The organism is Aquabacterium sp. (genome assembly GCF_016195855.1).
Classification (GTDB): domain Bacteria; phylum Pseudomonadota; class Gammaproteobacteria; order Burkholderiales; family Burkholderiaceae_C; genus Aquabacterium.
The window spans coordinates 50,670-72,333 of sequence record NZ_JACPYU010000027.1 but is presented as its reverse complement, the minus strand read 5'-3'; the positions used below and the strand labels follow the sequence as shown (position 1 = coordinate 72,333).

Here is a 21,664-nt window from a genome sequence, read left to right as displayed (position 1 = left end):
AGGGGGCGATCACAGGGTAATGCAAGGCAGGGGCGCGATTGTAGGGGCTTGGCTGATGGGCTGGTTGACGGGACTCATTGGTCACGGAACTCGCCCGGCGTCGTGCCGGCCCAGCGCCGAAACGCATGGATGAAGGCGGCGGACTCGGCATAACCGATCTGCGCCGCAATGTCCTCAACCGGCAGCTTGGTGTTTTTAAGCAGGTAGCGTGCCTTGGCGTAACGCGCGTCGGCCAGCAGGTCGCGGAAGCTGCGGCCATCGTCGCTGAGCTGGCGGCGCAGGCTGCGCTCGGACATGTCAAAGGACTTGGCCACGTCTTCCGCCGATGGGAAGTGGCCGTTGAACATGCCCAGGTGGTTGAGCACGCGGTCGGCCAGCGAGTCGCTGCTGGCTTCCTGCTGCTTGAGCTGCTGGTCGCACATGGTGCGGTACATGGCGTGGGCGTTGGGGTCGGCCGTGGGCAGCTTGATCTGCAGGTACTCGTTGCGCAGCCAGAAGCGCACCTCTTGCTCGCCCCAGCGCACGGGGCAGCCGAAGTGTTCCTCATAAGCCAGGGCTTCAGGTGGCTTGGGGTAGGGCATGTCCAGCCGTTCGGGGCGCAGGTTCAGGCCCATGGTGGCCTGCATGTCGCGCAGCATCTTGTAGGTGCCCGAGGCCTCGCCATCCACCCGGAAGCGGAAGGCCTTGGCGGGCATCATCATGGGGTCGAGGATGAGGGCGCTCAGGCGCTCGCCGGGCTCCAGCCTCAGGGTGCCATAGAGGTAAGTCAGGCGCTGGTAGCGGATGCCGGTCTGGATGGCCTCATAGGCCGTGGGGCAGGTCATCAGCAGCATGACCAGGGGGCCGTAGCCCGCCAGGCCAAAGAAGACGCCCATCTTCAGGCCGATCAGCGGGTCGTGCAGGGTCTCGGCCCAGTCCGCATAGATGCGCAACTCGCGCGCCCGTTCGATGCGGGTCGTCGGGTCCAGCTTGTCCCCGGACAGGCCATGGCGCTGCAGCACGGGCTCCGGGTCTTCGCCCAGCTGTTTGAGCCCCTGGACCATGTAGATCAAACCCAGGATGGAGCGGGTGGTCATGCGGTGTGTTGGCCGAAAAAATCAATTTCATGCTGAATTTAGCATGACCAGGCTGGCGGGTGTCTCCAAGGCTTCGCCAAGCCCCTCGGGTAAACCCTTTTGACCTGAATCAAGCAGCACGCAAGGGCGGGCACTCTGACACACGAGCTGGCCGAAACGATCAATTTCTCGTCGAAGTTGAACATGGCGCAACCGGACGCCGCCCCGCAACATGGCAACACGTTCGGAGACAAACCGCCGACACGCTGGCCCCAGGCCAGCTCGGCGGTTCAACCACAGACCCACACGCCAACAGAGGGCCGCCATGACAGATCAAAACGTTTCTTCTTCTCCCGTCCGCGAGGTTGAGGTCGCCATTGCTGGTGCCGGCTTCGGTGGCATCTGCATGGCCATCCAGCTGCAAAAGAACGGCATCAACGACTTCCTGATCCTGGAGAAGAAGAGCGAAGTGGGTGGCGCCTGGCGCGACAACCACTACCCCGGTGCCGCATGCGACGTGCAATCGCACATGTACTCGTACTCGTTCGAGACCAAGTCCAACTGGACCAAGCGTTACGCCCCCTGGAACGAGATCCAGCAGTACATCCTGGATACCGTCAAGAAGTACAACCTGCGCCCGCACATCCACTTCAACCAGGAAGTGGTCAGTGCCGTGTTCAATGAAGGCATCGGCAAGTGGGTCATCAAGACGGTGGGCGGCGAGACCATCATGGCGCGCCACTGGGTGCTGGCCTCCGGCCCGCTGCACGTGCCTGCCATCCCTGACATCAAGGGCTTGAAGGACTTCAAGGGCAAGGTCATGCACTCGGCTGACTGGGACCACAGCTACAACCTGACCGGCAAGAACGTGGCCTCCATCGGCACCGGCGGCTCGGCCATCCAGTACGTGCCCGAGATCGCACCGAAGGTGGGCAAGTTGCATGTGTTCCAGCGCACACCGGCCTGGGTGATCCCTCGTGACGAGCGCAGCTACTCGGCCTTCCGCAAGTGGACCTTCAAGGCCCTGCCCTTCACCCGTACCCTGCACCGCTGGCGCCTGTACTGGACCAACGAATCACGCGTGTGGCCCATCCTCAACCCCTGGATGGCCCGCATCGGCGAAGGCCTGCTCAAGAAGTTCATTTCCTACCAGGTGAAGGACCCTGCGCTGGTCAAGAAGCTCACGCCTGACTACACCCTGGGTTGCAAGCGCATCCTGATCTCCAACAAGTGGTACCCCACCTTCAACCGCCCCAATGTGGAGCTGGTCACCGATGGCATCCGCGAGATCACGCCCGACGGCATCATCACCAGCGATGGCAAGGAGCGCAAGCTGGACTGCATCATCCTGGGCACCGGCTTCATCGTGGACCCGCGCATCTACATGAAGAGCTTCGAGATGCGTGGCCTCAATGGCCACACCGTGCAGGAAGACTGGAAGGTCAGCCCCACGTCTTATCTGGGCATCACCACGGCCAACTACCCGAACATGTACCAACTGGTCGGCCCGCACACCGGCCTGGGCCACAACTCCATCATCTTCATGATCGAAGCACAGGCCGAGTACATCATCCAGTGCATGAAGAAGGTCAAGGAAAAGGGCGTGGACTACATCGACGTCAAGCCCCAGGCCATGACCCGCTTCCTGGGCGAGATGACCCAGGCGTTGCAAGGCACCGTGTGGAGTTCGGGTTGCAAGAGCTGGTACCAGACTGCGGATGGCATCAACTTCGCCATCTGGCCCAAGTCCACCTGGCGCTACTGGATGGAGACCCGCAACGTCAACGAAGGTGACTACAACTTCGTGAAGTGCGGTGGTGCCAAGGGCGTGGGCAAGACCTCGGGCTCGGGTGCCGCCGGCATCGGTGGGCTGGCAGGTGACCAGGCCATGGCTCGGGTGGCCCAGCGCTGATCCCGGTTCTGTTGGGGGCCTGTTGAGGGCCTGTTGATGGCATATGGCGCCGCGCTTGTCGCGGCGCCTTTGTTTTTCGGACTCGGTGTCTGCCGGGCCCGCCATGCCGGGCATCCAAACAAGGGGCAACGAGAGCGAGTGGTGCGACTTGCTCGGTAAAATCTCACAGTTATTACAGGGAGAAAGAAATGACAAGGATGATCCAGCGCCTGCGGCTTGCCGCGGGCGGTTTGCTCATGGCTGGCCTGGTGGCTTGCGGTGGAGGCGGCGGTGGCAGCACCCCTGAGAGCGCCGCTCAGCCCGCACAGACTGGCCAGGCCGTGGACCTGAGCACCACCAACATCTTCCCGCTCCACCAGGGTGATGCGTGGGTTTACGACGTCACCGAGTCCGAAAGCACGACCACCAATGCCATCACGCGCACGGTGATCACCGGGCCGGATGCGGTGGGTGAGGCCACGCTGCGTGAGGTGGATCAGGACACCATCAATGACACCGTGTACCGCGTATCGGCCGGCGGTGTCAGCATCCTGGACCCCTTCGGTGGTGAAGACATGTTCCCGGGCATGAAGACGGCCCTGCCCAGCTTCATGGCCTACCCGGCCAGCAGCTACACGGTTGGCGTGCCGCGCACTGCCAACGCGGCGGGCAGCCTCGGCCGGGACTGGGATAACGATGGCCTCGATGACAATTTCAAAGGCAGCGTCACCCAGACCTTCCGCGGCATGGAAACGATCGACGTGCTTGGCACGGCTCGGCAAGTGGCCCACTTCACGGAAGTCACCGTCGTCACCCTGACGTCTTCGGCGATCAAGGATCCCAATACCGGCGCGCTGCAGACCATCACGGTCACGTTCACCGAAGAAAACTACTTTGCACCGGACATCGGTCTTGTGCGCGCACGGCGTTCCGCCGAACGGACCGATGGCTACGGCGTGTGGGCCCCGTACACACTGAACCTGCGTGCGGCGACGGTCGGTGGCGTGAGCTATGCCACAGCCACAGCGGGGCTGGACAGGGACAGCATCCAGGTTGTCGCCTCGCGCTTCAGCAAGAGCGCGGGCGCCCTGGAGACCGTCAAGGTATCTACCGTGGATGCCGCCAACAAGCCCTTGTATGTGATGGAGTCCCACACGAACAACGGCATCGATTCGGTCCAACTCTCCAGGATCTCCGCATCGGAAACGGACGTGCTGGTGCAGTACGCCGCGCCGGCAAGCAAGTACGAGGGCACGCTCAACGACACGATCACCTTGAAGGTCTGCTATGACAGCGCCTGCAAGGCCGAGGTCAAGAACAGCCCGATCAAGATCCAGTCCAGTTACCTGGTCACCAGCGACCCCGTGGAAGAGGTTGGGGTGGCGGCCTTGAGTGTGCTCCGTCGCACCGGCTTGACGCACAACGTGGTGGATGCCCGTTATAGCCAGGCGCTGAATGCGATCGTCATGGTGTCGAGTTGGCCCGCGAACGCGCTGTATGTCTATGACACGGCCACCCGAACCGAGAAAACACTGGCACTCAACAAGCTGCCCGTTGCCTTGGCCCTGTCGCCCAATGGTCAGGAGGCTGCGGTTGGTCACGATGCACTGGTCACCTGGGTCGACCTCACTACCTTGTCCGCCGATGCCAGCCCCAATGTCAAGCTGCTGAACCTGTCGACCAAGGCATTTGATCTGGTGCTGGATGGCTACCGGCATGTGCATGTCACGCCGGCCGCCGATCAGTGGGTGAGCCTGCACTCCATTGACGTGGACACGAATACCGAGAGCCTGGTTGGTTGGTTGTTGTACGCGGGTGCACATGCCAAGCTCAACACGGCAGTGAGCGCAATCTACACGGCTGACAATGGTCTGTCGCCGAGTGACATCGCACGCTGGAACCTTGACAAGGGGACCGCCAGCTATGTTGGTGATTCGCGCTACCACGGTGATTACGCCATGTGCGGCAACCTGTGGATGAGCGATGACGGCGGCACGATCTACACGGCCTGCGGCAACGCCTTCAAGGCCTCCGCGACGGCGGCCCAGGACATGCTCTACACAGGCGCATTGCCCTTGAGCACCGGTACCTATGGCTGGAAGATCATGTCGCTGAGCCAGACCAGCGCGGTCAACGAGATCGCCCTGATTGAAGCAGACAACTATCAGTGTCTGATCATTCCTACGGCAGCTTGCTACAACCACCTGAACCTGTATACGAGTGACTTCATGCAACTCAAGAACAAGTTCTCGCTTGCTCCCTTGGCCGTTGCTGGACGCTCCTACGGTCAGCGCGGCACCGCTGTCTTCCATGGGGCAGACGGCAAGGGGCTGTTCCTGATCAGCCGCCTCGAGGGCGTTCCTGATCCCGCGTCGGAGTTCTACATCAGTGTGATCCGATGACAAGAAAAGGGCTCCTGCGCAGGCGGTGTCAATAGTCTGTTCAGCGTGCCCTAATCAAACAGCCCCGTCAGGGGTTGTTTGCATTTTCTGGCGCGCGCCGGATAAAAATATGGCGGCGTCACCGGCTGCGCCACTGTGCTCCCCCCATGCCGGGGAAGTGCGGTGAGCAGGAAACGCATACACTCGCGCCCATAAACATCAACAGGAAGGATCTGCCATGAAATGGCGTGCAGCTGCATTGGTATTGTTCTCATGTGTCCTGACTGCCTGTGGCGGTGGGGGCGGCTCGAATGACGCGAAGCCCCAGTCGACCCAGGTCGAGCAGCAGGCGGTGGTGCGTGGCCTGGTTCGGGATGAAGCCGGGCAACCCGTCCAGGGGGTGACGGTCACGTCGGTCGGCGTGCAGGCGAGCACCGACGCCAAAGGCAACTATCAGCTGAGCGTGCCCCTGAGTGGCAACCGCACCGTGGTGCAGTTCGAGCGGGATGGTTACGCGGTGCAAACTGGCGTGTCGGACTTCCCTGCAGGCGGCAACGGTGTGCGTGTGAACGCCACGCTGCAAAAACTGGGCATGAAGGTGGACATCGCCAACCTGGCCTCTGCGCAGGCCTTCAGCCTGCCGACTTCGGTCAAACCCATTGTCGAGTTTGGTGGTGATGCCCTGGTTCGGGCCGATGGCGCCGCCCCCAAGGGCACCGTCACGGCGCGCCTGACGGTCATCAACCCCAAGGCCGATCTGGGCCTGATGCCTGGCAACTACCTGGCGAAAACGGCATCGGGCACGCAGCCCATCGAGTCGTATGGCGCGATCCAGTTCACCCTGCGTGACGCCGATGGCAGCCTGGTCAACCTCAAGTCGGGCCAGACGGCCGTGATCCGCATTCCCGCCGTCAAGGCCAGTGCCGCCGCTGCGCTGCCGTCTTCCGTGCCGCTCTACCATTTCAACGAGCAGACGGGCTACTGGCAAGACGAGGGCGTTGCCACCTTGATGCCGGATGGGTCTGGTGCCCCGGCTTACTACGAAGCGACGGTATCGCACTTCAGCACCTGGAACGCCGACAAGCCCTATGACACCGTGACCCTGACGGGCTGCGTGCAAGACCTCAGCGGCACCTCGGTGGGCGCGGGCCTGACTGTGGTCAGTGCAGGCGGGGATTACCTGGGCAGCAGCACGGCGATGACCAATGCGGCGGGCCAGTTCAGCATCCAGGTCAAGCGCAATGCGCTGAGCCAACTGCTTGCCGTCAGCTACGCCCCCGCAGCTGTCAGCAATGCGGTGTTGGCGCAGGCCACTTCGCTGGACGGCCCTGTGCCATCGTGCCTGCGCATTGACCTGCAGGCCGCCGCATTGGCCTCTTACCAGGGCACCTATGTGGGCACCTATACGGGGCTGGACAAGGGCAACTTCACGGTGGCAATTGGCAGCAACGGGATGATTGCCGGCTCGGGTGTGTCCACACAGGGTAATGGCTCATTCGGCGTGAGCGGCCAGGTCAGCGCAGCGGGCGCGGTGTCCTTGAATGCAGCCCAGGGCCAGGCTGGCATTGCCACCTTCAGCGGCACCGTCAATGGCGAGACCGGCGCGCTCACTGGCACCTGGACCTACCTGCCGCAAACCGGCCTCACGGGCGGCGGTACCTATCAGGGCCAGCGTCAGTAAGGGCCAGCGGCTGGCAGCAGGCATGCGTCATGCCCACTGCCAGCCTGAGCCTTTCAGTGGGCCATTCAGGCAGCAGGCGTCAGCCCGTCTGCCTTGAACATCGCCTTGATGCCCCGCACCGCCTGCCGGATGCGGGGTTCGTTTTCGATGAGGGCAAAGCGCACGTGGTCATCACCATGGTCGCCAAAGCCGATGCCCGGTGACACGCACACCTTGGCTTTCTCCAGCAACTGCCGCGCAAACTCCAGCGAGCCCAGGTCCTTGTAGTGATCGGGGATCTTCGCCCAGATGTACATCGAGGCCTTGGGGCACTCCACCATCCAGCCGGCTTCACGCAGGCCTTTGACCAGCACATCGCGGCGGCTCTGGTACTTGGCGCAGATCTCCGTCACGCATTGCTGATCGCCTTCCAGGGCCGCAATCGCCGCCACCTGCAGCGGCGTGAAGGTGCCGTAGTCGTGGTAGCTCTTGATGCGGGCCAGCGCGGCCACCAGGTCGGGGTTGCCCACCATGAAGCCCACGCGCCAGCCGGCCATGTTGTAGCTCTTGCTGAGCGTGAAGAACTCGACGGCGATGTCCTTGGCGCCCGGCACCTGCATGATGGACGGGGCCTTCCAGCCATCGAACACGATGTCGGCATAAGCCAGGTCATGCACCACGAAGATGTCGTGCTTCTTGGCCAGCGCGACCACGCGCTCGAAGAAGTCCAGCTCCACGCACTGCGCGGTGGGGTTGGAGGGGAAGCCCAGCACCATCATCTTGGGCTTGGGGTAGCTGCCGCGGATGGCCTTTTCCAGCTCGGCAAAGAAGTCCACGCCGGGCACCAGGGGCACCGAGCGGATGTCCGCGCCCGCAATCACGGCGCCATAGATGTGGATGGGGTAGCTCGGGTCGGGCACCAGCACGGTGTCGCCGCGGTCCAGCGTGGCCAGCATCAGGTGGGCCAGGCCTTCTTTCGAGCCGATGGTGACGATGGCTTCCTTGTCCGGGTCGATGTCGACCTGATAGCGGTCCTTGTACCAGTGCGAGATCGCCCGGCGCAAGCGCGGGATGCCCTTGGAGGCCGAGTAGCCGTGGGTGTCGGGGCGTTGCGCGACTTCGGTGAGCTTGGCGACGATGTGCGGCGGCGTGGCCCCGTCGGGGTTGCCCATGCTCATGTCGATGATGTCTTCCCCGCGGCGGCGGGCGGCCAGCTTGAGCTCGGCCGTGATGTTGAAGACGTAGGGGGGGAGGCGATCGATGCGCGCAAAGCGGCGCTTGCCTGCTTGAGAGGACATGCTGAAGGTCTTTCACGTGAGCGCCCGGAACCGTCCGAGCGACGTGACCGCACGATGGGGTGCGGCCCGCAGCCATCCTAACTGGTTTTGGCCCTCATGAACCTTGTTGCATCCGCAGGCGGCGGGCGTGTTCCTCATCCGCCGCATCGTCGATCTCGCGCATCACGCCTTCCAGGTCGATGGGCTTGGCCTGGCGCTTGAATTGACCCGTCAACACCGTGTCTGTGCTCAGCAGGCCTTGCTCGTACAGCGCCCAGATCTCGGGGCCATAGTGGCTGCTGAGCAAGTCGGGCGCAAAACCGCCGAAGAAGTTGCGCAGGTTCTCCACATCACGCAACAGCATGCGTTGCGCATGGTTGTTGCCGGCGGCGTCCACCGCCTGGGGCAGGTCGATGATGACCGGGCCATCGGTGGCCATCAGGATGTTGAACTCCGACAAGTCCCCATGCACGACGCCTGCGCAGAGCATGCGCACCACCTCCATCAGCAGGGTGTGGTGGTGGGTGCGCGCTTCTTCAGCGGTGAACAGGACATCGTTGAGGCGTGGGGCCGCATCGCCGTGCTCATCGGACACCAGCTCCATCAACAAGACGCCATCGAGGAAGTTGTAGGGCTTGGGCACCCGCACGCCGGCTGCGGCAAGCCGGTACAGCGCATCCACCTCGGCACTTTGCCAGGCCGCTTCTTGCGCCTGTCTGCCGAACTTGGTGCCCTTGGCCATGGCCCGGGCCTGCCGTGTGTTCTTGGTCTTGCGGTTTTCGGTGTAGTCGACAGCTTGCCTGAAGCTGCGCTGCGTGGCTTCTTTGTAGACCTTGGCGCAGCGCGTTTCGTCGCCAACGCGCACGACATAGACCATCGCCTCTTTGCCACTCATGAGCTGGCGAACGACCGAGTCGATCAGGCCTTCTTCCAGCAGGGGCTGCAGTCGTGGAGGTGTTTTCAATGGAGCACTCGGCGAAGGTCGCCCTGGATGAAAGTCATGTCACGCCTTGTTGATGCAGGTGCCCATGCTAGCCCATGGCTTGCTTTTGCTTACACAGAGCCCTCTTCAGGGGGGGCGGCCTTGGCAAGCAGAGTCCGTATAGTCCCTCTTCATCAGCGGCGAATTAACAAATCACGCCGAGGGTGAAGAACAAAAACCAAAGGGTGGATAGAACAACAAAGGTTAGAGGGAAAAACGCTGTCATCACCGCAAGCACCTAGACATGGCGGGATTGCAGGGGAGGAGAGGCTGCGGGCAACGTATCCGTGGCAATCAAACCGATCGGTTCTGCCGGTCGGTTTTTTTTTGACCAGCGCTGGATGAGCGCGTGAGCGAACGGATCACGATGCCGCTTGGCTCAAGGAGGCCAGCCGGTGCGCCTTGATCTCCGCGTGGAACCACCTGTCCAGGCCTTCCCAGGCGTACAGCAGGTGCGACACGATCAAATCGGCAGGTTGCTTGAAATCGTTTTGCGCCCAGGTCAGGCAGGCCTGCAGCGAGGCGCCAACCAGCGAGGCGCCGATGACCTCCAGGTCGATGTGCTCGGGCAGGTCCGGGTAGATGCGCTTGCAGAAATAGCGCATGGCCTGGGCGTGCCGCTTGAGTTCGAGGTTGTTGCGGCTGGTGACGTTGCGCCAGTAGCTGGAGGCGTCCACCAGCAGGATCTGTGCGCGGCGCGGGTCTTCCTGCACAAAGCCCAGAAAGGCCTGCAGGCCGGATTTGGCCAGCTCCAGGGTGTCCATGGGGGCTTGCAGCATGGCACGGCCTGTGGCCAGCAAGGCTTGCTCGCTGATCAACTTGAAGGCGGCCTCATACGCGTGCGAGATGCTGGCGAAGTGCTCGGAGAAATAACGCTCGGTGATGCGCGCCTCGTTGCAGATGTCTCGGATCGTGGCGCGGTGCAAGCCCAGCGTGCCAAAGACATGCACCGCCGCGTCCAGCAGCTTGCGGCGGCGCAGGTCACGCCGCTCCTGTGCGGACAGCCCGCCATAACGGCGCGCCGGCACGACCGGGGTCGATGCGGGGCTGGCGAGCTCGTCCTGAGGGCTGTTCATGGTGGGGGTGGGTGGCCTGGTGCGAATTGATTATCGTGATGGGCACCTGGTTGACATGCGGCGGTGTCGCGTCAAGTGCCGCGGCAGGGGGCGCAAAAGCGTCAAACCCCTTGCCCGAGGGAGCGGGGGGCCAAGGGGTTTTCGCTTGTTTGTCGGGCGCTTGACGATTGCCTGGCGCCCAGCGCGTCAGCCGTCCACCGGGTCAATCGGTGTGTCGAGGATGAGCTGGTAGAAGTCGATGTCCAGCCAGCGTCCGAACTTGAAGCCGGCCTGCCGGAGCGTGCCGCCATGCACGAAGCCCAGGTCGGCATGCAGGTGCTTGCTGCCCTCGTTGGCACTGTCAATGACGCCGACCAGCATGTGCAGGCCTTGTGCGCGTGCGGCGTCGATGAGCGCGCGCATCAGCAGGCGGCCGACGCCTTGGCCACGGTGGCCCTGGTGCACATAGACCGAGTGCTCTACGCTGTATTTGTAGGCCGGGAAGTTGCGAAAGCTGCCATAGCTCGCAAAGCCCAGCAGGCTGCCGGCTTCGTCCTCCATGCCGATGACGGGCCAGCCGTGCTGCCGCTTGGTGTCGAACCACGTGGCCATCTGGGCCATGCTGCGCGGCTGGTAGTCGTACAGCGCGGTCGAGTGCACGATGGCCTCGTTGAGGATGGCCAGGATCGCCTCGGCGTGGCGCCCGGGCGTGCAGGCGATCAGCTTCATGTTCATGCGGCAGCCAATCGCCACAAGGAAGTCACCTCGGCTGCGCGCGCCTGGTGCAAGGGGTCGGAGGCGTCTTGTGTCTTGGGGTGGCGGGGCCGGGCATCGAGTTTGCCCACCACACGCAGGCCTGCGTCCTTGATCCAGCCTTGCAAGGTGTCGGGGCCACGCAGGCCCAGGTGCTCGGCCAGGTCGGACATGATCAGCCAGCCTTCTCCACCAGGTGTCAGGTGGGCTTTCAAGCCGGCCAGGAAGCCGCGCAGCATGCGGCTGTCGGGGTCATACACGGCGTACTCGATGGGCGAGCTGGGGCGCGCAGGCAGCCACGGTGGGTTGCACACGATCAAAGGCGCCTGGCCAGGGGGGAACAGGTCAGCCTCGATGACCTTGACCTGCTTGTCCAGCTTGAGTCGATGCAGGTTCTCTTTGGCGCAAGCCAGGGCGCGGGCATCCTGATCCGTGGCGGTGATCCGGGCGATGCCGCGCGAGGCCAGCACGGCGGCCAGCACACCGGAGCCGGTGCCGACATCGACTGCGTCCTGGACGCCTGCGGGCAAGGGCGCCTGCTGGACCAGGTCGACATATTCACCACGCACGGGTGAGAACACACCGTAGTGCGCATGGATGCGGCCGGATCCCTTGCCCTTGAGGGCCTCGATCGCCACGCCCTTCTTGCGCCACTCATGCGCCCCGATCAAGCCCAGCAGTTCGCGCAGGGAGGCCACATAGGGCTCGCTGGCGGCGCCATAGGCCTCCTCGCAAGCCTGTTTCACATCGGGCGCGCGCCGTAAGGGGATGGTGTGATCGGCCTCGAAGGGGATCAGCAGCATGCCCAGGATGCGGGCGCGGTGTGCCAGGTTCTGGCGGTGTTGGTTGAAGGCCTGGCCGGCGTTGACTGACTCTGGGGGCTGCTTGCCCTTGCTGCCCTTGCCTTTGCTGGCCGCGCGGCCAGCAGGAGGCGCCAGCCGCCGGGTCAAGGCCTGCAGCAGGTGGCGTGCGTTCTGGAAGTCACCTTGCCACAGCAGGGCCGTGCCCTCGCAAGCCAGCTTGTAAGCGGTGTTGGCCGGCATCGTGTCATCGGCCAGCACGACCTTCTGGTGCGCGGGCACGCCGGCTTCGGAGCGCCACAGGGCGTGGGCGGGTTGGCCGTCCGGGCCGGTCCAGTGAAGTGAGGCTGCGCACATGGCGGGGTCCAGGTGAAACGGGCAGTGTAAGTGGGCCGGCCCGCATCGCGTAAGTCCTATGCGGACATACCCAAGGTGCTGCGCCCACCAGCAAGACAACTGCATCGAGCCGCAATCTCCATCGATCGTATATCGAAAGAATTTGCATGGTGCGCGGGCCGTGTCATGCGGTGCGCCTCCACACCATTCAACCAAGAGACAGACAGGACACCATGAAACACACTTCACTTGCCTTGAGTTTGTCGGCCGCCTTGCTGGCCGTGTCTACCCTGGCGCACGCCGATGTCGCCGAGGCCTACCAGCGCGGCCCGGACCCCACGATCGCCTCGCTGGAGGCCGCAGCCGGGCCATTCCGCACGGCCAGCACGGTGCTCGCCGCACCCCTTGGCTACAAGGCGGGCACCGTTTATTACCCCAGCAATGCAAGCGGGCCATTTGGCCTGGTGGTGGTGACCCCAGGCTTCATTGAGACCCAGAGCTGGAACGCGTGGTGGGCCGCATATCTGGCCTCGCATGGCTTTGTGGTGGTCAACATCGACACCATGTCCACACTCGCGTTCCCGTCTGCCCGCGCCAGAGAAGAGCTGGCCGCGCTCAAGGACGTGGTGCGCCGCAGCGCCTTGCCGGACAGCCCCTTCCACGGCCTGGTGGACGCCACGCGCCTGGGGGCCATGGGCCACTCCATGGGCGGCGGGGCCACGCTGGAGCTGGCCCGTGACAACCCGGCCATCAAGGCCATCGTGCCCATGGCGCCCTATGTGGTGGGGGGCACCGACTACAGCAAGCTCACCGTGCCCACCTTGATCCTGGCTTGCAAGGGCGATGTGGTGGCCACGGCATCGGCCCACTCCGAGCCGATCTACAAGAGCTTGTCGCCCACACTGGACAAGGCCTATCTGGAGCTGCAAGGCGGCGGCGGCCACCCCTGCACGACCAGCCTGGGCACCAGCGCACAGGTCAAGACCATGGCCGCCAAGTACACCGTCTCGTGGTTCAAGCGCTTCCTGGACGAGGACACCCGCTACAGCCCCTTCCTGTGCGGCGTGCCGCATCAGCTGGACCTGTTCGGCAAGGTGATCAGTGGCTACAAGGGCAACTGTCCTTACTGAGCCTGAACGAGATCGCCTACCCCGTATGGGGGCTCAGAGAAACACGCGTGGCGGCTTGAGGGCAGTGCGGTCAGAATAGGCGGCGCAATTTCGCGGTCACCTGTTCATGAACCAGCACATGCTGGTCTGACTTAATAGAGTCAGTAAACTGGAACTCTCGCATTCCCTACGCATGGTGGGAATGTGCTCTACGTGCCGCACCTCGGATAGTCCGTAAATTGACGCTGCCGTGCTTAAGGTGGATAGCTCGGCGGAGTAATAGAGTCGGTAAAGCCTTGTGTCAGTGAGGTGTCACGCCGCTACACCTAAATGTTTGCCTCTGGTGACACCAGTTCACAGCGGCTTCCGGTGTTGAATGCGCATGTTTTCTGGGACCTCAACTCCAGAGAGGAATATGTCCCTCAACGTCGGGTCGAAGGCGCCTACACCGTTGCGATGATCTTCGTCAGCCAGCCGTTCGAAGTCTGGACTACCAAACTCGCGTCCTACGGGCTGGATCTCATCCCAAAGCCGATCGTCGACGGTACTGAGTATGCTGGGGCTGAGCAGAGCTCGGCAGAGGCGAGCCTTTCGTTTCCGCATGGATGTCATTCGTTCCCTCCTGGCAGCCATGAATCGATGGACTTGAGTTAGGTGCAATCTGAAGCTCCAAGACTGCGCACGAGGCTCGGGGGTGAATCCCCCCAGGCTTTGGATAGGCTCCCACTTTTGAGACGATGGCGCGATGAAGAAATCAAGCAAGTCCGCACCTGAGGTCCACGAGCGCGATGTGAGCACGGCCCAGAGCGAGATGGTGCCCGAGGCTAGGCACCTGGCCGAGTTGCGAGCGCGGATCGATCAACAACTCGCATCGCTCAATGCCCCATCGGCATACCAGGCGATGAACGAGATCATGGACGAGCCAGTTGACTTGGGTGGCAGGTTGCGCCCGGAGGACGCTTCCTGAAGCTTTGCTAGAGTGCTGGACAATTCAAAGCACAGGGATTGTTCAATGTCCAGACCCTTCATCGTGATCGGCGATCCGACCGATCACGGCGGCGTCGTGGTCGGTGCCTCCGGCACGACCGACACCCACGGCAAACGCATCGCCCGCGTTGGCGACCAAGTAACGTGCCCGAAGAAGGGGCACGGCACGACCGTGATCGTCTCAGGCGATCCGACCATGATCATTGATGGCATGCCTGCCGCACGTCATGGTGACAAGTGTGCGTGTGGTGCGACCTTGATTGCCAGCCAGGTCGTGTCAACAACCCTGGAGGGAGGCGCCTCTAACTCGGCTGCGGCAAGCCAGGCGCAGAAGGCAGCGGCCACGGCCGCAGGCCTCTCAAGCCCGGCTGTCCGAGAAGAGGTCACCTTCGAATTTGACGAACAGACCAAGCTTGTCGTGGATTGCGATACCGCTACCCTGGTCGGCGTTCCCTGGTTCATTCGAACGCAAGACGGCCGGACCTTCTCCGGGCGGCTGGATGACCAGGGGCAGTTGCCCCGCGTCATCACCGATAGCGCGCAACAGTACGAAGCCTACTGGGGTGATGCAGCCATCGTTGAAATGGAGCTTGCGAAGGCATGACCACGGCAATCAAGCAAACCGCGAAGATCAAGACTAATCCGCAAAAGGGCTCGATCTGCAAGGTCAACGTGCAGGCTGTTCGGTTTGAGGATCTGTGGCGGAACTATCCGGGCAGTGATCCATGCGATGCCAAAGACAAGGACGGCAAGAAGCTGTTCGCCAATCAATGCGCAATCAGGGTGAGCTACGCCTTGAAGAAGTCGGGCGTAACCTTCAAGTCATACCCCGCCAAGCGCAAATGCTGGGTCCATCCGGAGGCTGATCACATCTTGTCGGCAGCGGAGCTCGCGGACTGGCTGGAGTTGCAGCCCTTCGTCGGCTGCAAGATGTCGGAGCAGGTGACGGGCGCCGACTGGTTTGACAAGGTGGCAGACCGTACAGGCATCATTTGCTTTGAGGACTACTATGCCCCGTCAGGCGGATCTGGCGGGGATCACATCGACCTGTGGAATGGCAGCAAGATGACGGCTGCGGGTTCAGGGCTTCGTGCACGCTTTGGCATCGTCATTCCGTTCGGTGTCTGGTCCGACCTGCGAAAGGCGAGGAAGATCCGGTTCTTCCCGATTGACTGATGAAGCGAGTACTCTTCACTCTTCTTGGCATCTTGGCCGGCTCTGCTCTGGCGTGGGGCTGCTTGCTGTCTTGGGCTGCATTGAACCTTGACCCGCGAGATAGCCTGTTCGACAGGGATCCGCTGGCCTTGCAGCTTTTCTTGAGTGCATGGCTGGCCTCGGCAGTGCTCGGGGCCGCGCTTGGCCTGAAGGTGTCAAGAAAGAGAAAACGGTGAATTCGGGTACCAAGAATGTGGCTGTTCCCCTGGGCGACACCGACTGACACTGAATACTGCGTATTCCGGGCCAACCCGGCCAAGCATTCCAATTCAAATCCGCTATTGCGGCCGGGTTGATCAGACGGTGAAGGTTGTAACGGGTCAATGCCGCTACCGACCAGAAGATGGCATTGACCAAAGTCCATTCAGCGGCTCATGGCGTCGCTACTAATGCCCGCCCCGCGTCGCGTTTCCCTCCCCGAAAACGAGGGCCCACATGCTATTTCCCGAGGTAGTGTCCCCATTGACATGAGTCTGCGATAGTCGCCCTTCCAAGCAGGGAGAGGCGCCACCCAGCTCTGCTGGGTCAGCCGCTCCACGCCGGGCTTCACGCCACTGGCTTTTTCAGCACGATGCGGGGCCGGCCGTTCAGAGTTGGAAGTATCGAGGTACTCTGCCCCTTCCACCTTTCCAAAAGCATCCTAACGTCCTTGACGGCCTCGCTGCCCTCATCCTCACGTGCGGGCGTAAGCGCATCAGGCTTGCCGAGCACTTTCCCCGACAACATGGCTGCAGCCGTCTGGATGTGATCTTCGCGCGTCGAGACAAACCCCATCGGGATGCCGATTGGCTGATGCGCCAGATGGAAATGAAATAACGCACACACGAGGATGTCAGGCACGATCAATAGCTCTAACGTGCCCTGCAGCAGGGACACGTCGGCGCCTAGCAGGCGCGGGAAATGATCCCAGTACACGCCCAGTCTCTCCTTCGCTGAACGCCGATCGCCCGGCAAGAGCACGCGCAAGCAGGGGGGCGCGTCGGCTGCACGGGTAGGTTGGCATTGCCAAGTCGCTCGACCTTCCAATCTGCTTTGGACCCCATGAGTTCCTTGAGCCCACGATACATGGCCGAAAAATAGCTGCCAGCGTCGTAATTGAAGCGCTCGCGCCACTCCTTGCGACCTTTGGTCACTGTGAAGCGCAGGATGCGCTCGCCTTCTGCATCGCGCAGGCCCGCATGGAGGCTGTTCACTACGCGGGCAAAGCCGTCGAAAAAGTCGTTGCACTCGATGGGCTTGCCGTAGAGTGCCTTCTCCCAGCGTGCGCATAGTTTGACGTCTTGCTCAAGCAGCCGACGATGCTTGACGAAGAACTCCTCATCTTCCTCGGTGAAGTCAGAGCGACGCTCACGGGACTTCAAGTCCTCAAGGAGCTTGCGGCCTTCAGAGTCGAGCGAATTCTCTTGATCACAGTCATGGTCGAAGAAGCGAACCGTTGCATCGGCCAACCCGAGCTGCTTCTCCTTTGGCTTATCAAAGGCCAGGTAGACGCCATCAGCCTCCCACTCAAACTGAGCCAGAGCGTGCGCCGCTTCCTGATCTCCCGCCGGTGCAGCGGCGAATGCGTCGAGCGCCAGGCGCGCTGCCTCAGCAATCTCAGCAGCGTTGGCTTCAATACGCTCGCTCAACTCCTCGGGGTCGAGAGGTTGACCGTTCTGACGAAGTTTTTTCAGCAGCGGTGCGCGCTGGGTGAAGAGCTTAGCGAAGGCCTTCTGCCAAGGCTTGCGCAGAGATCCAAAGCTCTTGGCGTTGGAGAAGAACGCGCTGTCACGAGGCAACCCCGCTCGTGGCATAGCGAAGCCCACCGCATCGCGGATGGCAAGCCCGCGAGTGGACATGGCAACGACGATCTCGGAGCAGAACTCGCCGAGCTGAACAAGTGAGAGCTCAGAAGACGCAAGGAGGCCGCCTAACGCAGCCTGGAACACCAAGCGGTCGTCAGGCACCGGAGTGAGGCCACCTGCGTGCAACGTAGCCTCGACCCACAACTCAGGGTCGGTGCGCAGCTCCTTGGCGCCAATGGCCATGACATGCCCCAGCGTGTCTGCCAAGTTGTGCTCGTTGCCGTTTGCGGTCAGGATGGCTGCCTTGGCGGTCGTCGCGTTGTTGCGTACGTAGCCTGCGTTGTGTGAAATCAGGATCTCGGATGGCAGGCCTTGGCCGTCAACCAAGGTCTCTGGGATCATGAGATCCACGCGGGAGAGAAGGTCTGGATTGGCGAGGATTGCCCGTGCCACAGCCGCTATTTGACTGGACGAGAGCTTGTCGAGCCGGAACAATGCGGCAGTGTCTCCGGGCTGTCCAGGACTAGAAATGCGCTTGGCGAGGATGTCCGCGCCGACGCGCCCGATGATGCGGTCGGTCAGCATGCGGCCTCTCCCTTGAAGGCGAACGGGTTTTCAACAAAAGAGCAGGAATCGGAAAGTCTGCGCACCAGGCCCAGCCCGACGAGCCGGGCTTCAAGGTTGTCCCGGTTCTCACTGAGTTCATCTTGGTCGACGAGCTTGGCGTCGATCATGCGCGAACCTTCGGCGTCTCCCAGGATCAGTCCATAGCGCCTCTTGGCCTCTGCCAAAAACTCGTCGAACTGCATCCGGTCGTCGACGATGGCCACCACGATCGACTTCAATAGTCGGTCATTGGGCGCGTAGCGAGTGCGGCGCGACAGACGTCGGGAACTGAGGCCAATCGCGCGCGACCAAGATGCGTGGATCTTGCCGACGTGTTGCTCGTGGCGGGCTAGAGCGAGTTCGACCAGCTTGTTGATTAACGCGTCTGGGCTTTCACCCGAATAGTCCTCGTCGTCCCCTCCGTCAATCGAGGGCCACTGGAAGCGCTCGCGCATGAGTTTGACTCGCTCGGCCTCGGGAAGGTCGCAGTCGTCTGCTTTGCTCCAGGCAGCGTCCTGCCTGATCGATTCAACATGGGCCCGCACTGCCTTGGCAGGCAAGCCTTGGTTGTGCAGGTAGCTATCGCCAGAAAGCGCTCGAACTTTCGTGCGCTCCTTAGAGACGATCTCGCAGACGATTTCAACAGGGTCGTCGTCACCAGCTACGCGTTTCGCACGTTCTAGGAAGTAGAGCAGCATGTTGAGGCCAGAGATGGCAATCAAGTGCTCTAAGGCATCATAGATTGGCATGTCCTTGGACAGAACCGCAAGCCAGTCATCACAGATTTGATCGAAGCGTGGGTTGGCAGCCTCGGGCAGATAGCCTGATAGCCGCGAGTCCTCAGCACGCTGTGGCGCGCCCTGCATCACACGTGCGAGTCGATTCATCGGCGCTTCAGGGTCGAACAGTCGCTTCGCCAACATGTCGCCGAGCTCCGCGCCGCGTTTGGCCCGCGTTAGCATCATGTAGAGCAGCTCGCCGGTACGAGCAAAGAAACGCCGGTCATTGCTCATCTTGCCCTTGGCGTCGATCTCTAAATCTTCATAGAGGGCATCGGGGCCGAAGGGAAATACGAACTTGGAGCTCCAGCGTTTGTTGCTGCGGGACTCGAAGGATGATGAGCGCAGGAGCTCCACAGCTTTGGCGAAATCGTCGAAGCTCGCAAACGCGTGGCGCAGGTAGGCGATGTCATTGACGCCGTCACCGTTGCCTGTTGCACCTTGGCTAAACCGCTCGAACCACAGTCGCCATTTCTCTTCGTCGGCGAGTTTGCTCTCCGAAATGGAGTCGACGTAGGGGTTATTGAACAGCAACCCGCGCAGGCGGATCTGGCGCTGTGGCTGGAACTTAAATGCACCGCCCAAACCTTCATGAGGGCGCAGCGGCTTGTCCAAGTTCGAGCCGAGCGCGCCTAGGAATTCGAGCACCGTCAAATGAGGCAGTTGTTCGTCGTAGAGTCGATGTCCCCAAATGTTCTCATCGACACAGAAGTTGACGCTCTTGATCTCGGGGCGTTTGAAGATCTCGCTCATTGCGGGACCCTCACGATCACTGGTCGTGTGAAGCCACGGCCTCCAGGCTCAATGTCGATGAAATTCAGCGTCAACGCGGATGCCTCTCCGCTTACCTCGTCGTCGTCCCCTGCGAAACCAGCCTTTCGAACAATCTCGGCCTTGCGCAGGAGCTTGGCCTTGAATGCCAGCAGATCTTCCAGGCACTCATTGGAGAAGCTGGCTGGCAGCGCGCCTTCGGCCACGCGGGAAAGAAATTCATACCGGATGGGGGAGAGGTCGAACGCGACCGAGTTGCCAGGCACAGGCGAGAGCGACACGTCAAGCTGCGCGCGGCCGGTCTCCTCATCAAGCTTGATGGCCATGCCAATACCGCCCTGCCTGCGCGAAGGCGTCTCGTGGTCGCAAAGCACACTCACGCGACTTTGTGTAAAGCCGCCGGAGCTCGCGATGAAGATTCGATCCACATTCTCCAAGAGCAAGCCCGTCATGACTCGGTTGAGGCCGCGGGTGATACGACCGCGTGTGATCTCGCTCACTGGCTTCTTGGCTTTAAGTGATCCGATCATGTCCAAGTAGTCTCCAGCGAAGCGGAAGGCTGTCATCGACCAGCGTGGATATCCCGGCTCGGACTCAGGCAAAGAGAAATAGAGCCTGCGCCGCTGGGCTTCGAGCATTTCCAAGAACTCGGTAGAGCCGCCCTCCAAGCGAGCTCCCTCATGGCCTTCGAGGTAGGCATCTTGGGCTGCACGGAACTCCGCTGTTGCACCGTAGATTGGATCGACTGACACCAAGCGCTCAAAGTCAGCTTGCATGCGGGAGTCGTCTTTGCCATAGACAAGTAAGCCATCAGCCGCATTGGTGGTCTCCTCACCCACACCAAAGCTGGCCATGGCCCTGAATACTGGGCGGTCTGATGCCCTGCGCTTAGGCAAATTTGCGCCAAAGGCGTTGGCGTAGATACTGGCCTTGCCGACTTGCCCGCTCTCTTGAATCTTGGGCACATCGGCACAGGTCATCAGGTTCTCTTTGGCCAGCTTGGCATCGGCGTAGCCGAGAACCATGTTGGCGCAAAGCGCCAATAGATCTCGAACCGGCAGATGGAGCCCATTGAGTCGAGCTATCTCTACCAAATCGCCAAGACGACGCGCGAGCTGCCCGTCATCGGTTTTACCAAGCAGCCGGAGACGGTTCTCGTCGATCGGGCAGACTTTCCCGTCGGCTTTCAAAGTACAGCGCGAGCAGTTGGCCCACTCGGAATGCCCAGCCACCGCCATGGCAACCTCGTCGAGTGTCTTGCGGCTAGTCGATCGGCTTAGGTCAAAGACGGCAAGACGATCTGGGGCAGGCCCGGATTGTAGAAAACTCTCCTGCAAAGGCTTGCGGAGCGGGTGGGTTCGACCTTGCCGTTTGCCAAGATCACGCAAGCGATCAAGAAGCTGGCCGTGGTTGGCGGCCAGAACCACGACTTCAGAATCGTCGTTGCCAAGAACAGACCGTTCCAGCCTTTGTAGCGGCAGGTCGCTCTCTTCGCCATTGAACTCAGAGAGATCTTTAATGAACACCGCCAGGCGCCCGTCGGCCAGCAGATGCTCCTTCACGTTACCCTTGCTCGCCCAGACCTTCGGGTCACCGCCAATGCGAGTCCACAGGGAGCGGCAATGGTATGTTTTGCCGTCACCCGCTGTTCCTGCGATCAACAGCGATCCCGGCGCCCGAGCTTCAATGTGCCGCACCATGTCGTCGAGCAAGGGTGTCGACAGCTGAATTGGCTGAACCTTGGCCCTGCCCAACGCACTTGTCACATATTCGTCGAACATGGTCAAGTTGTTCGCCGTCGGGCCATAGCTTCGAAGAAACCTGACCCAGGGACTACTGGGCATTTCGGCAATCTGTGGATCTTCTTGCGTTGTCAAGTTTTCGCTCCCGTTTGGGACGGATTGTTACCTGATTCGCAAGTGGCTTCCAAATTCGATGTGTCGGCTCGCAACGGCGAGCAGCGAGTGGTTAACCCATTGGCTGTGGTCTAGGGAGGGCTTTGTAAGCTTGAATTGCTTTCTGGCGACAGGTGTGAAGCAGGGGCTCCGGGCAACCGCATCTGAGTTCGGCCATCCCAGAAGCATGGCGGGATACAGATAGAACCCCGATGCAGATTGGCGGGGCTTCGGCCATAGTTACGGACTCTATTCTTGGGCGATGTCGGTTGAGTCGCCAGTATTTACGGACTCTATTCCATGTTTACTGACTCTATTACGTCGAACC

The 21,664-nt window shown here is 61.6% G+C and carries 16 protein-coding genes and 1 pseudogene; 7 read left to right on the top strand and 10 right to left on the bottom strand.

The genetic code is table 11. The features are described 5' to 3' along the window. Nucleotides 1-74: 74 nt before the first annotated feature. Nucleotides 75-1,076, bottom strand: a complete 1,002-nt coding sequence (locus tag HY019_RS20960) for an AraC family transcriptional regulator (protein WP_290695882.1) — start codon at nucleotides 1,074-1,076, stop codon at nucleotides 75-77. A gap of 304 nt (nucleotides 1,077-1,380) precedes the next feature. On the opposite strand from HY019_RS20960, the gene HY019_RS20955 reads away from it, so the two are divergent. The 3 genes from HY019_RS20955 to HY019_RS20945 all read left to right on the top strand — a co-directional run bounded on the left by HY019_RS20955 (nucleotide 1,381) and on the right by HY019_RS20945 (nucleotide 7,008). Then, on the top strand, nucleotides 1,381-2,967 hold the full coding sequence (locus HY019_RS20955) for an NAD(P)/FAD-dependent oxidoreductase (protein ID WP_290695880.1): 1,587 nt from the start codon (nucleotides 1,381-1,383) through the stop codon (nucleotides 2,965-2,967). A gap of 188 nt (nucleotides 2,968-3,155) precedes the next feature. Next, nucleotides 3,156-5,348, top strand: a complete 2,193-nt coding sequence (locus HY019_RS20950; RefSeq protein WP_290695878.1) for a hypothetical protein — start codon at nucleotides 3,156-3,158, stop codon at nucleotides 5,346-5,348. Nucleotides 5,349-5,565: 217 nt separating this feature from the next. Continuing rightward, on the top strand, nucleotides 5,566-7,008 hold the full coding sequence (locus tag HY019_RS20945; RefSeq protein ID WP_290695876.1) for a carboxypeptidase-like regulatory domain-containing protein: 1,443 nt from the start codon (nucleotides 5,566-5,568) through the stop codon (nucleotides 7,006-7,008). Nucleotides 7,009-7,073: 65 nt separating this feature from the next. Here the strand turns inward: HY019_RS20945 and alaC are convergent, their stop codons facing one another. The 5 genes from alaC to HY019_RS20920 all read right to left on the bottom strand — a co-directional run bounded on the left by alaC (nucleotide 7,074) and on the right by HY019_RS20920 (nucleotide 12,211). Then, nucleotides 7,074-8,285 carry an alanine transaminase gene (gene alaC, locus HY019_RS20940; RefSeq protein ID WP_290695874.1) on the bottom strand — a complete coding sequence of 404 codons (1,212 nt, stop codon included), beginning with the start codon at nucleotides 8,283-8,285 and terminating at the stop codon, nucleotides 7,074-7,076. Between the two features lie 94 nt (nucleotides 8,286-8,379). Further along, nucleotides 8,380-9,228, bottom strand: coding sequence for a PA4780 family RIO1-like protein kinase (locus HY019_RS20935; RefSeq protein ID WP_290695872.1), 849 nt, complete (start codon nucleotides 9,226-9,228; stop codon nucleotides 8,380-8,382). 380 nt (nucleotides 9,229-9,608) lie between these two features. Then, the gene (locus HY019_RS20930; RefSeq protein WP_290695870.1) at nucleotides 9,609-10,322 is read right to left on the bottom strand and encodes a TetR/AcrR family transcriptional regulator; all 714 of its coding nucleotides are present in this window, start codon (nucleotides 10,320-10,322) and stop codon (nucleotides 9,609-9,611) included. Nucleotides 10,323-10,508: 186 nt separating this feature from the next. Further along, nucleotides 10,509-11,030 carry a GNAT family N-acetyltransferase gene (locus HY019_RS20925; protein WP_290695943.1) on the bottom strand — a complete coding sequence of 174 codons (522 nt, stop codon included), beginning with the start codon at nucleotides 11,028-11,030 and terminating at the stop codon, nucleotides 10,509-10,511. A gap of 2 nt (nucleotides 11,031-11,032) precedes the next feature. Then, complete coding sequence (locus tag HY019_RS20920) at nucleotides 11,033-12,211, bottom strand: class I SAM-dependent methyltransferase (protein ID WP_290695868.1); 1,179 nt, start codon at nucleotides 12,209-12,211, stop codon at nucleotides 11,033-11,035. 212 nt (nucleotides 12,212-12,423) lie between these two features. On the opposite strand from HY019_RS20920, the gene HY019_RS20915 reads away from it, so the two are divergent. The 4 genes and pseudogenes from HY019_RS20915 (at nucleotide 12,424) to HY019_RS20900 (ending at nucleotide 15,462) form a co-directional block, all read left to right on the top strand. Further along, nucleotides 12,424-13,320 carry an alpha/beta hydrolase gene (locus HY019_RS20915; protein ID WP_290695866.1) on the top strand — a complete coding sequence of 299 codons (897 nt, stop codon included), beginning with the start codon at nucleotides 12,424-12,426 and terminating at the stop codon, nucleotides 13,318-13,320. Nucleotides 13,321-14,044: 724 nt separating this feature from the next. Continuing rightward, nucleotides 14,045-14,266 (top strand): hypothetical protein, encoded by a 222-nt coding sequence (locus HY019_RS20910; protein WP_290695865.1) that lies wholly within the window; start codon nucleotides 14,045-14,047, stop codon nucleotides 14,264-14,266. Nucleotides 14,267-14,311: 45 nt separating this feature from the next. Continuing rightward, nucleotides 14,312-14,575: pseudogene (locus HY019_RS20905) on the top strand (PAAR domain-containing protein); the annotation flags it as partial. Between the two features lie 311 nt (nucleotides 14,576-14,886). Further along, nucleotides 14,887-15,462, top strand: coding sequence for a type VI secretion system amidase effector protein Tae4 (locus HY019_RS20900; protein ID WP_290695863.1), 576 nt, complete (start codon nucleotides 14,887-14,889; stop codon nucleotides 15,460-15,462). 585 nt (nucleotides 15,463-16,047) lie between these two features. Here the strand turns inward: HY019_RS20900 and HY019_RS20895 are convergent. From HY019_RS20895 to HY019_RS20880, 4 genes are read right to left on the bottom strand one after another with little or no spacing between them, the layout of a single operon-like run. Continuing rightward, a complete protein-coding gene (locus tag HY019_RS20895) occupies nucleotides 16,048-16,377 on the bottom strand; it encodes a hypothetical protein (RefSeq protein WP_290695861.1) in 330 nt (109 codons plus the stop codon). 8 nt (nucleotides 16,378-16,385) lie between these two features. After that, entirely contained in the window at nucleotides 16,386-17,870 is a 1,485-nt protein-coding gene (locus tag HY019_RS20890) for a hypothetical protein (protein ID WP_290695859.1), read from the bottom strand. Further along, entirely contained in the window at nucleotides 17,864-19,423 is a 1,560-nt protein-coding gene (locus HY019_RS20885) for a hypothetical protein (RefSeq protein ID WP_290695857.1), read from the bottom strand. Before HY019_RS20885 ends, HY019_RS20890 begins: the two co-directional genes overlap by 7 nt. Next, nucleotides 19,420-21,318, bottom strand: coding sequence for a hypothetical protein (locus HY019_RS20880; RefSeq protein ID WP_290695855.1), 1,899 nt, complete (start codon nucleotides 21,316-21,318; stop codon nucleotides 19,420-19,422). The genes HY019_RS20885 and HY019_RS20880 overlap by 4 nt, the downstream gene beginning before the upstream one ends. Between the last annotated feature and the right edge of the window lie 346 nt (nucleotides 21,319-21,664).

Coding starts and splice junctions, on each gene's coding strand:
- HY019_RS20960 (WP_290695882.1), bottom strand. CDS start 1,076: ATGACCACCCGCTCCATCCTGGGTTTGATCTACATGGTCCAGGGGCTC.
- HY019_RS20955 (WP_290695880.1), top strand. CDS start 1,381: ATGACAGATCAAAACGTTTCTTCTTCTCCCGTCCGCGAGGTTGAGGTC.
- HY019_RS20950 (WP_290695878.1), top strand. CDS start 3,156: ATGACAAGGATGATCCAGCGCCTGCGGCTTGCCGCGGGCGGTTTGCTC.
- HY019_RS20945 (WP_290695876.1), top strand. CDS start 5,566: ATGAAATGGCGTGCAGCTGCATTGGTATTGTTCTCATGTGTCCTGACT.
- alaC (WP_290695874.1), bottom strand. CDS start 8,285: ATGTCCTCTCAAGCAGGCAAGCGCCGCTTTGCGCGCATCGATCGCCTC.
- HY019_RS20930 (WP_290695870.1), bottom strand. CDS start 10,322: ATGAACAGCCCTCAGGACGAGCTCGCCAGCCCCGCATCGACCCCGGTC.
- HY019_RS20925 (WP_290695943.1), bottom strand. CDS start 11,030: ATGAAGCTGATCGCCTGCACGCCCGGGCGCCACGCCGAGGCGATCCTG.
- HY019_RS20920 (WP_290695868.1), bottom strand. CDS start 12,211: ATGTGCGCAGCCTCACTTCACTGGACCGGCCCGGACGGCCAACCCGCC.
- HY019_RS20915 (WP_290695866.1), top strand. CDS start 12,424: ATGAAACACACTTCACTTGCCTTGAGTTTGTCGGCCGCCTTGCTGGCC.
- HY019_RS20910 (WP_290695865.1), top strand. CDS start 14,045: ATGAAGAAATCAAGCAAGTCCGCACCTGAGGTCCACGAGCGCGATGTG.
- HY019_RS20900 (WP_290695863.1), top strand. CDS start 14,887: ATGACCACGGCAATCAAGCAAACCGCGAAGATCAAGACTAATCCGCAA.
- HY019_RS20890 (WP_290695859.1), bottom strand. CDS start 17,870: ATGCTGACCGACCGCATCATCGGGCGCGTCGGCGCGGACATCCTCGCC.
- HY019_RS20885 (WP_290695857.1), bottom strand. CDS start 19,423: ATGAGCGAGATCTTCAAACGCCCCGAGATCAAGAGCGTCAACTTCTGT.